The 9,506-nt window shown below is 50.7% G+C and carries 8 protein-coding genes; 7 read left to right on the top strand and 1 reads right to left on the bottom strand.

From position 1 onward, the window contains the following. Positions 1–44: 44 nt before the first annotated feature. Positions 45–3,815, top strand: coding sequence for a DNA polymerase III subunit alpha (locus tag FBF28_03115; GenBank protein QJU08532.1), 3,771 nt, complete (start codon positions 45–47; stop codon positions 3,813–3,815). Between the two features lie 14 nt (positions 3,816–3,829). Here the strand turns inward: FBF28_03115 and FBF28_03110 are convergent, their stop codons facing one another. Beyond that, on the bottom strand, positions 3,830–5,248 hold the full coding sequence (locus FBF28_03110) for a threonine/serine exporter family protein (GenBank protein QJU08531.1): 1,419 nt from the start codon (positions 5,246–5,248) through the stop codon (positions 3,830–3,832). Between the two features lie 78 nt (positions 5,249–5,326). Here FBF28_03110 and FBF28_03105 point away from each other — a divergent pair, with 78 nt between their 5' ends. From FBF28_03105 to secG, 6 genes are read left to right on the top strand one after another with little or no spacing between them, the layout of a single operon-like run. After that, on the top strand, positions 5,327–6,064 hold the full coding sequence (locus tag FBF28_03105) for a phosphohydrolase (protein QJU08530.1): 738 nt from the start codon (positions 5,327–5,329) through the stop codon (positions 6,062–6,064). A gap of 18 nt (positions 6,065–6,082) precedes the next feature. Further along, complete coding sequence (locus tag FBF28_03100; GenBank protein ID QJU08529.1) at positions 6,083–6,886, top strand: hypothetical protein; 804 nt, start codon at positions 6,083–6,085, stop codon at positions 6,884–6,886. A 21-nt stretch (positions 6,887–6,907) separates the two neighbouring features. Further along, positions 6,908–8,491, top strand: coding sequence for an excinuclease ABC subunit UvrC (locus FBF28_03095; GenBank protein ID QJU08528.1), 1,584 nt, complete (start codon positions 6,908–6,910; stop codon positions 8,489–8,491). Between the two features lie 2 nt (positions 8,492–8,493). Beyond that, complete coding sequence (locus FBF28_03090) at positions 8,494–8,862, top strand: prepilin-type N-terminal cleavage/methylation domain-containing protein (GenBank protein QJU08527.1); 369 nt, start codon at positions 8,494–8,496, stop codon at positions 8,860–8,862. A gap of 25 nt (positions 8,863–8,887) precedes the next feature. Next, a complete protein-coding gene (locus FBF28_03085; protein ID QJU08526.1) occupies positions 8,888–9,259 on the top strand; it encodes a phage holin family protein in 372 nt (123 codons plus the stop codon). Between the two features lie 9 nt (positions 9,260–9,268). Further along, entirely contained in the window at positions 9,269–9,505 is a 237-nt protein-coding gene (gene secG, locus FBF28_03080) for a preprotein translocase subunit SecG (protein ID QJU08525.1), read from the top strand. Position 9,506 lies beyond the last annotated feature (1 nt).

Raw genomic sequence — 9,506 nt, 5'->3', positions numbered from 1 at the left:
TACTTGGTAGAGAAAGAGGAGGTAGCGCCCAGAGGGCGCGGTACATGATGGTGACCAAACATACGACAGCTTCAACTCAAACTGCGGCTACGTTGCAGCCGTCTGATTATGTGCACCTACACAATCACACTCACCACTCGCTCCTTGACGGGCTGACCAAGATTCCTGACATGGTGGCTCGGGTGAAAGAGCTCGGCATGGAGGCTTGTGCCATTACTGACCACGGCACCATGTCGGGCGCAATTGAGTTTTATAAAGCCGCCAAGAATGTTGGTATCAAGCCAATTATCGGCATCGAAACCTACGTAGCAGCCCGCACTCGTCATGACCGCGACCCAGCTAAGGACAAGGCACGCTATCACCTGACGCTACTGGCCATGAATCACAAGGGCTATCAAAATCTGATGCAGCTCAGCACCATCGCCAACCTCGAAGGTGTCTATTACAAGCCGCGCATTGACCACGAATTACTGGAACAATACAACGAAGGCATCATCTGTATGTCTGGCTGTATTGGTGGTGAGTTGGGCGAGAATTTGCGCAATGATGATTATGAAAAGGCCAAGGAAATTGCTGGCTGGTACAAGTCGGTGTTTGGCGATCGGTACTACATGGAGCTGCAAGACCATGGCCACCCGGAGGCGCGCAGTCACTGGCCGGAGCAAAAAAAGGTCAATGATTACATTGAGCGCATCAGCGAGGAACTGGATATTCCGTGTGTGGTGACCAGCGACGGTCATTACCTCAATCACGAAGACCAAGAGGCGCATGAGATTTTGCTATGCGTCGGTACTGGTGCGTATTTGAGTGATGAAAAGCGGATGAGCTTGAAGGATTTTGAGCTGCATTTGACGACGCCAGAAGACATCATTTCGCGGTGGCAAACAACCAATCCTCAGGCAATTGCCAATACCAAAGCCATCGCCGATCGGTGCGACGTAGAAATTAAACTTGGTGATATTCTCATCCCGAAATTCCCAACGCCAAACGGTGAATCGGAAAAAGAATATCTGGATCATCTGGTGTACAGCGGTATGGCAGTACGGTACGCTGGCATGAAGTTGGAGGACGCGAAGAAGCTCCCGAATGATCAGCTGCGAGCCAAGTTATCAGAGGCGCAGCTAGAGCGACTGGACATGGAGTTTGGCGTGCTCGACAACATGGGCTATAACGGCTATTTTTTGATCGTCCAGGATTTTATCAACTGGGGCAAATCTCAGGGGATTATCTTTGGGCCGGGGCGTGGTTCAGCGGCTGGCTCAATCATCGCCTATGCCCTGAACATCACCGACCTTGACCCGCTGCATTACGACCTGCTGTTTGAGCGATTTCTCAACCCCGACCGTATTTCCATGCCCGACATCGATATCGACATTCAAGATACCCGCCGCGGCGAGGTGATCGAATATTGCGCCAAGAAATACGGCTCAGAACGAGTCGCCAACATCTGTACCTTTGGTACCATGGCGGCGCGTGCCTCGGTGCGTGATGTGGCGCGGGTGTTGCAGGTGCCGTACGGCGAATCTGACCGGCTAGCCAAGCTCATTCCACCGCCCGTCCAGGGTCGTCACGTGCCCATCAAAAAATCGCTGGAGGAAGATCCTGACCTCAAGAAAGAATACGAGACCAACCCGACTGCCAAAACAGTTTATGACTTTGCGTCGCAGCTGGAGGGAACCATTCGTTCGCACGGTGTGCATGCCGCCGGCGTGGTGATCGCACCGGATGATTTGGTGAAATACGTGCCGCTCGAGATGGCGCAAAAGGGCGTGGTGGCGACTCAGTATCCGATGGGCCCGGTGGAAGAACTGGGGCTGCTTAAGATGGACTTTTTGGGTCTGTCTAACTTGTCCATCATCAACAATGCGCTGCGTATTATTCGTAAAGTCTACAAAACGGACATTGATTTATCAACGTTGCCGCTGGATGATGCAGCAACCTACAAATTATTCCAGCGCGGTGATACCACCGGCGTGTTCCAGTTGGAGTCGGCTGGCATGAAGCGGTACTTGCGCGAGCTCAAACCGAGTGTCTTTGAAGACATCATCGCCATGGTGGCCCTGTACCGCCCGGGGCCAATGCAGTTTATCGACTCGTTCATCAAGCGTAAACATGGCGAGGAAGAAATTACCTATCTGCACCCCGGCATGGAAAACTCATTGAAAAACACCTATGGCATTTTGGTCTATCAGGAGCAATTTATGCAGATTTCCAAAGAGTGGTGTGGCTTTACTGGCGGTCAAGCCGACACCCTACGTAAAGCAGTGGGTAAAAAGAAAATTGACTTGATGAAAAAGGTCAAGCCAGAGTTTGTCGAAGGCGCGGTCAAGGTTGGTGGCGCGACTAAGGAAATCGCTGAGCAGTTTTGGGATGCATTGGAGGAATTTGCTAACTACTGTTTCAATAAGTCACACGCAGCGTGTTATGGCTTGATCGCCTACTGGACAGCGTACCTGAAGGCGCATTACCCTGACGCGTTCATGGCGGCACTGATGACCAGTGATCAGGACGACACCGAGCGCCTGGCCATCGAGATGACTGAGTGTAAGCACATGGGCATCGAAGTACTCAACCCAGATGTTAATGAGTCATTTGTCGAGTTCGCAGTGGTGCCTGGTGAAAAGAAGATTCGTTTCGGCATGGCGGCGGTCAAGGGCGTCGGTGTCGGCGCGGTGGAAGAAATTATTCGTGCCCGCGAGGCTGATGGCCCGTTCAAGTCGGTCGAAGATTTTGCCAAGCGAGTGTCGACCAGCAAGTTTAACCGCAAGGCCTGGGAGTCGCTGATCAAAACTGGCGCCTTTGACAGCTTTGGCGATCGGTCTGACTTGTTGTTTAATCTTGACACCATTGTCGCCTTTGCTCAAAAGACTCAGAAAGAGGCTGCGTCAGGGCAGACTGACCTGTTTGGTATGCTCGGTGATGAGTCGGCTGATGTTCAGCCAACGATGCAGTTACAGCCAGCGCCGGCCAAACACACCAACAAAGAGCGGCTGATGTGGGAGCGCGAGCTGATGGGGCTATATATTTCGGCGCACCCGCTTGATGCGTATGAAGCATACCTCAGTGAGCAGGCGCAGCCGTTAACGCAGCTGGTGCCAGAATACGACGGCCGCCCGATGATAATTGGTGGTATCATCACGACGGTGCGCACCATCGTGACCAAATCAGGTAGCAAGATGGCGTTCGTCGGGATCGAAGATAAATTTGGCGAGGGCGAGGTTATTGTCTTTCCGAATTTGTATGAGCAAGTCGGTGCCAAACTTGTCCAAGACGCCGTCATTCGGGTGACCGGCAAAAACTCGGCACGTGATCGGGATAGCAATTTGGGCTCAGAGAGTAAGATGATTGCTGATGAAATTGAGATTGTCTCCGACGAAGATATCAAGAGCTATGAATCGACTGGCCGTCAAATGGAGGCTCCAAAAGTCAGCAGCAAATTCAAGCAAGAGCGGCGTGCAGCATTCCGAGCCCAAAAGACCCAGAAGCCAGGTATAGCCCGAGCAGCGACGGCGAACGGAACAAATATGAAATCGACACCGCCTGGCACGACAAACACGCCGTCACGCCCAGTAGCTACGCCCCCCTCGCCCGAGGCAGAAAAGCTATTTCTTCATATCAAAAACCCGAGCGACCACGATAAGCTAGTAGCGCTCAAGTCGCTCTGCTCCGAATATGCTGGCGTAACTGATGTGGTGTTGGTGCTGGGTGAGGCAAATAAGTCTGCCATGCGCATGCCGTTTCGTGTTGAGGCTGGCGACCAGCTCATGAGTCAGCTGCGTCAGACACTGGGCGACGAGTGTGTAGTCTTGAAATAAAATTTGCGCGTACTTTATTGAACTTTTATCTCTCGTCGCCGCAGGAGCTTATTATACCAGCGAATCATACCGCGCCGTACCGGCCGGCCGATCATATTACCAAGCGATGCGCCGATCGCAATGGCCACACCGATCATAATAGCTCGTGCAAGGACAGCTAGTGACAATAAAAATTCAGGGTCGGTCGGCGGATTCTCTATCACCCCCATCAAGCCGTTATAGAGTGACAAGCCCGGCACCAGCGGCACAATGCCGGCAGCGATAATGGCCACTGAAGGAAAGCGCCATAGTCGGGACGCAAGCACCGCCGTCAATCCGACTACTGTCGCTGCGGCGCCACTGGCGATAACGACTCCGAGTGAACCAACCAGGGTGCTTGATACCCACCAGCCCAACACGCCGACGCCGCCAGAAATTAGCATTCCGAACAAACGTGCGTGATTGCCGGCCGCAAAACCTGCAGCAATGATTAGTGCACCTAGATACTGTGCTCGTATATCTACCGCTAGCCCCAGCCGATCCGGTGTCGTTGGAAAACTAATGCCAAATCGCTGAATGATGTATAGCCCGGTCATCACGCCGACAACGATACCCATCGTCGCCATAATCACCCGTAGTAGCCGGGCATTTGCCGTCACATAATACTCATCAATCGCATCCTGAAAAGCACCGACGATCATCAGCCCTGCTACCAGCAACACGATACCGCTGATCACCAGCATTGTCGTATCAACTTGCCAGCCCAGCCAGCCATTTAGCCATTGAGCGGCGCCTGCTGCCAGGGTGATTAGGAGTGCGGTAATGATTTGCAGGTAAAATGTTGCGAGACCCCATTTATCTAGAATTCTCATCGTTGCTGTTGCTGCAAATCCCATCACAAACGCTAGTCCGCTCATCAAGATCGAGCCGTTAAATAAAATCACCACACCCATCGATACACCACCGCCCGCCAAACAGGTGACCCAGCGTGAGTACTCGCGTGGGTTAGCGAGGATTTCTTCGACACGTTGCTCTGCCTCGGCTAATGGCAAATGAGTGTCACGAATTAATAGCGCAAGGTTTTGCAATGCTTGGATCGTTTGGTAATTGACATACTTCAATGTGATCGTCCGCACCAAGGTGAGTGGTTCGCGTTCGGTACCGCGGTCTTGGGACATGGTGATGAGTGTTGAGCTGACATCAATGTGAACTCGTCGCCTGCAGTATGTGCCAGTGATCCCTAGCGCCATATGTACCACGTCCCGAGCAGCCACCCCCATTGCTAATAATTCCTCGGCAATTGCCATCGTCATCCGCAGTGCTCGCATATTTGGCGTTAAGCTCTCGTCGATTTTATCCAATTGCCAAACGGGTGCTGGCACTGGCAGTCGTGGTATGCGTCCTAATGATCGTTTGATAAATTCAGGTACTTTTCTTTTCACAGCTGTTTTCACATCACTACTATAGCGCCTCTTGGGTAAAATGAAAATAGTTTAGTGGGTTGAGGCCTGCATGGGTGATACAATAACCCTATGGACGAACGGCAGATAGCTCAACTTGAGACAATAAAAAATAAAGTGCGTGGTATATTAGGCGGCGACCCATCGGGTCATGCTGATGATCACGTTGAGCGGGTGGCCTTTCTGGCGGAGCGTTTTGCGAGCGAATGTAATGAGCCGGTAGATCTGTACGAAGTGCTGTTGACGGCTTGGTTGCATGACATTGACGATTACAAATTAGTTGGCAAAGCGCAGGCAGAGAAATTGACGAACGCGGTCAATAGTATGGTGGATGCAGGAGTGGATACTGACCTATGTCAGGCAGTATTAGAAAATATTGCGGCGATTGGTTATAGTAAACGGCTGGACGGCCAGCAGCCGCGGCGGCTGGCGGGGCAGCTAGTGTCTGACGCTGACATGTGCGATGCTATTGGCACGGTTGGGATTGAGCGAGGATTGATGTATGCCTGCCATCACGGTGGGCGGATTTTTGACCCCGCGGTTTGGCCAAATGTTGATCTAGCGGCGGAAGAATACGACATTAACGGCAACACGCATGATACCGACGGCTTTATTAATCACTTTTTTGAGAAGTTGCTGAAATTGAAAGGCTTGATGCTGACGGAGCCGGGGCGAATAGAAGCGAGGAAGCGTCAGCACGTTATGGTTGATTTCCTTCATGCCTATTTCCGCGAAAAGAATGTGCCGGAGTGGAGTCAGTTTTTGGAAGGGTATTTACTTGATATAACTAAGACAAATGATTTACAATAGGCGGACAAGGACTATAGTATGAGTGAAGTTTCAGGAAATATGTACTCGCTGCTTGCAGAACGCAGCATTCATGACAGAATGAAAGATCGCGAAGTTCCGTATAATGTTGTCGGCGGGCTGGGTCTACATGCAGTTACCAACGCTGCCAAAATTGATTGGGATAATCGTGTTGTTTGTCTGCCCAATGGTGTGGATTTACCGCGTCTACGTAAAAACGGTACGGTGCGAGACCTTGATACATTAGTGCAAAGCACAGATAAGACTGTTGTGAAGAGTTGTCGGCAGGAAATTACCGATGCTATCGGTGATAAGTTGGTAGTTTCGGCATTTGGACTTAATCCATACGAAAAAAATCGTCGTGGTATATTTGATTTCGTCGGCGATCGTTATGTTGATGATGAAGGTCGTTTATACTGGCGCCTCGGCGGTATTGAGACGGAAATTCCCCCAGCTAGTCTTGATCAGTGGCTTGTGAAGAGAGATGGCGAGACAGTATGCGCTATCCTTAATCCAATTGCTCAATTAGGAGCGTACGGATGTCGTTCAATTACCGGCTGGCGTCCAAAAGACACAGAAAAAGTCGAGGAACTAATAAATGCTATAATGCCAAACCGCAAAATTTCAGATATTCCGCAAGAGTGTCGCGACCAGTATTATACATTTAGAGAACAATCGAGAAAAGTTGCCGAAGCTAGACAAAAGTTAGGCTGGTTTGGGCTAAAGGCTGGATTGTTGTCATTCCTGGAGCATCAAGAGTGGGCGGTACGACTTGCTCAGGGCGAGCTGGATGGTGTGCTCAGTGGTTTTGTCGGCAAGACGTGATCACTTGATATAATGGTAGCTGTGAATCAACGGTTGCAGCAAAAACTCAAGACCCTACCGCGCACTCCTGGCGTCTATTTTCATAAGTCAGCCAGCGGCGAGATTATTTATGTGGGCAAGGCGGCGGTGTTACGTAACCGCGTGCGCCAGTATTTTCAAGATTCGCGCGGGCGGGACAATAAAACCATGGCGTTGGTGGCGGAAATTGCTGATACTGATTGGATTGAGACCGAGAGCGAGGTTGACGCGTTGTTTTTGGAGAGCGAGATGGTCAAACGCTACATGCCGTGCTACAACGTGCTGCTGCGTGATGATAAATCGCAGATGTATGTACGCATCGACATGAAAAGTGAGTGGCCGACCGTCAGTTTTACGCGCAATCCTGCGGATGACGGCGCGGAATATGTTGGCCCGTTTTATAATGGCTTTGCCTTGAAAAAAGCCTTGCGCTATCTGCGGCGAGTGTTTCCGTATTTAACCAGGCAGCGGCGACCAGGGCAGTCGAAATTGGATGAAGATTTGGGTCTCAGCCCGCGACTAAGCGATGGGCCAGCTGCCTACAAAGCTAATCTACACAAACTCATCAGTTACATCAAGGGTAATCGTAAAGCCATCGCCGCCGAGCTGGAGCGCGACATGAAAACGGCAGCTGGGCTGCATGATTTTGAGCGGGCGGCCGACCTTCGCAATAAACTACGCGCCATGCAGGAATTGCAGCGGCGAGTTTGTTTCGGCGACAAAGAGTTTTTGGATATTTCTAAGGACAAGGCATTGGCTGATTTGGCGAAATTATTGGGCCTAAAAGATATCCCAGCACGCATCGAGGGTTATGATATTTCACACATGAGCGGGCAGCAAGTCGTCGCTAGTATGGTGGTATTTACCAATGGCGCGAGCGACCGGGCGGAATACCGCAAGTTTAAAGTTAGTGAGAAAAATGATGATACGGGTAATATGCATGAGACGGTTTTTCGCCGGTTGAGTGAGCGTCATTTAAAAAGCTGGGGTCGTCCTGATCTGCTGCTGATTGATGGCGGTAAGGGTCAGCTAGCGGCAGCCATCAAAGCGCGTGATGAGCGTGGCGTCACCGTGCCAATCATCAGTATCGCCAAGCGCGAGGAAGAGTTGCTGGTACATAAAACTGGTTCGCAAATTGACATAGCGTTCATTGAGCAGGTTCGGTCGCAGCCACGGACGGATATTATGATTCACGAAGACGGTGATGTTTATGTGGTGAATTTACACCCAAGTCAGCGTAACGCCAGTTCACACTCAAAAAACTTACGAGCTAGCATGGAGCAAACTCGCAACGAACGTCCGACGGCGGACGAGAATACCCTTGCGACAACCGACATCGTCAAACTGTTCCAGCGCATCCGCGACGAGTCACATCGCTTTGCCGTGAGCTACCACACGGTGCTAAAGCGTCAGCAGCAAACGAAAAATCAGCTGGAGGAAATTCCTGGCATTGGGCCAAAAACCCGCGCCAAATTATTGAAAAAGTTTGGCAGCATCAGCCGTATACGGAATGCCTCACTCACCGACCTGGAAAAAATCGTGGATAAAGAGCTAGCGAAAAAGATTAAGCTTATGCTATCATCATAAGTATGAGTCGCAAGTATGGATTTACCGTCATAGAAATACTAATTGTCGTTGTGGTTATTGGTATCTTGGCGGGCATCGGTCTCGTCAGTTATAACGGGTGGCGCAAAGAGACGGTGCGTAAAGCTATAACATCGGATCTTCAGAATGCATTATCAGCGGCGGAACAGGAAAAAAACTTCAAAGGGTCATACCCAACGACATTGCCGCAGTCGTTCAAGAGTGGCTCGCCAGATATCGTAATCACTGTACGAACAATCCCGCCGTCTGGTTCGACGCCGGCCGCGATCTGCATTGAGGGGACGAGTAGTCGACAGCAGCTCCAGATGCACATCAAGAGCACTGAGCGCAGGGTAGTCGACGGCGCTTGCTAGCGTTATGATATAATGAAATGTAGTCATGAGACGACAATTTGCAATATTTTTTGTCAGGTGGGTACTTAATTCTGTTGGTATCTGGGTGGCGGTGCGGCTTCTCGGGACGAGTGAGCCAGTGGTTGAGACGACGGCAACGTTTATCCTCGCCGGTTTAATCTTTTCGATCGTCAACTCTATCTTAAAACCGATCGTTGTCATCTTGTCGCTACCGGCGATCTTACTGACGCTCGGCTTATTTACGCTGGTGGTTAATGGCATCATGGTGTATATATCGTTGGCACTGGCGCCGGGATTATCCATGAGTTTTGGCTCGTCAATTCTTGCCGGAATCATACTCAGTCTGGTAAACTATATAGTAAGTAGCGCCTTCGTTATCAAGCCGGCGCCAGAATAAGGAGAAAGCATGTCACTTGATACTATTTTGCCGTATGTCACATTAGGATCAGCCGTTTTGATGATCATTGCCATATTGTTGCAGCAGCGTGGTGCTAGCCTGGGTGCAGGATTTGGCTCGTCGGGCGAACTGTTCACCACGCGGCGAGGTTTTGACAAGAACTTGTTTGATGTGACTATTGTGTTTGCTGTTGTGTTCGTGCTGTCGATCTTGGCGAGTTTGGTGTTGCCGAGTCTGAAGGGCTAGG

This window comes from Candidatus Saccharibacteria bacterium oral taxon 488, assembly GCA_013099195.1.
Lineage (GTDB): Bacteria > Patescibacteriota > Saccharimonadia > Saccharimonadales > Saccharimonadaceae > Nanosynbacter.
This window is presented reverse-complemented; position numbering and strand designations above follow the sequence as displayed.

Bases quoted from the DNA above. Each gene is read 5' to 3' on its own strand.
- secG (QJU08525.1), top strand. From the start codon at position 9,269: ATGTCACTTGATACTATTTTGCCGTATGTCACATTAGGATCAGCCGTT.
- FBF28_03085 (QJU08526.1), top strand. From the start codon at position 8,888: ATGAGACGACAATTTGCAATATTTTTTGTCAGGTGGGTACTTAATTCT.
- FBF28_03100 (QJU08529.1), top strand. From the start codon at position 6,083: ATGAGTGAAGTTTCAGGAAATATGTACTCGCTGCTTGCAGAACGCAGC.
- FBF28_03115 (QJU08532.1), top strand. From the start codon at position 45: ATGATGGTGACCAAACATACGACAGCTTCAACTCAAACTGCGGCTACG.
- FBF28_03090 (QJU08527.1), top strand. From the start codon at position 8,494: ATGAGTCGCAAGTATGGATTTACCGTCATAGAAATACTAATTGTCGTT.
- FBF28_03105 (QJU08530.1), top strand. From the start codon at position 5,327: ATGGACGAACGGCAGATAGCTCAACTTGAGACAATAAAAAATAAAGTG.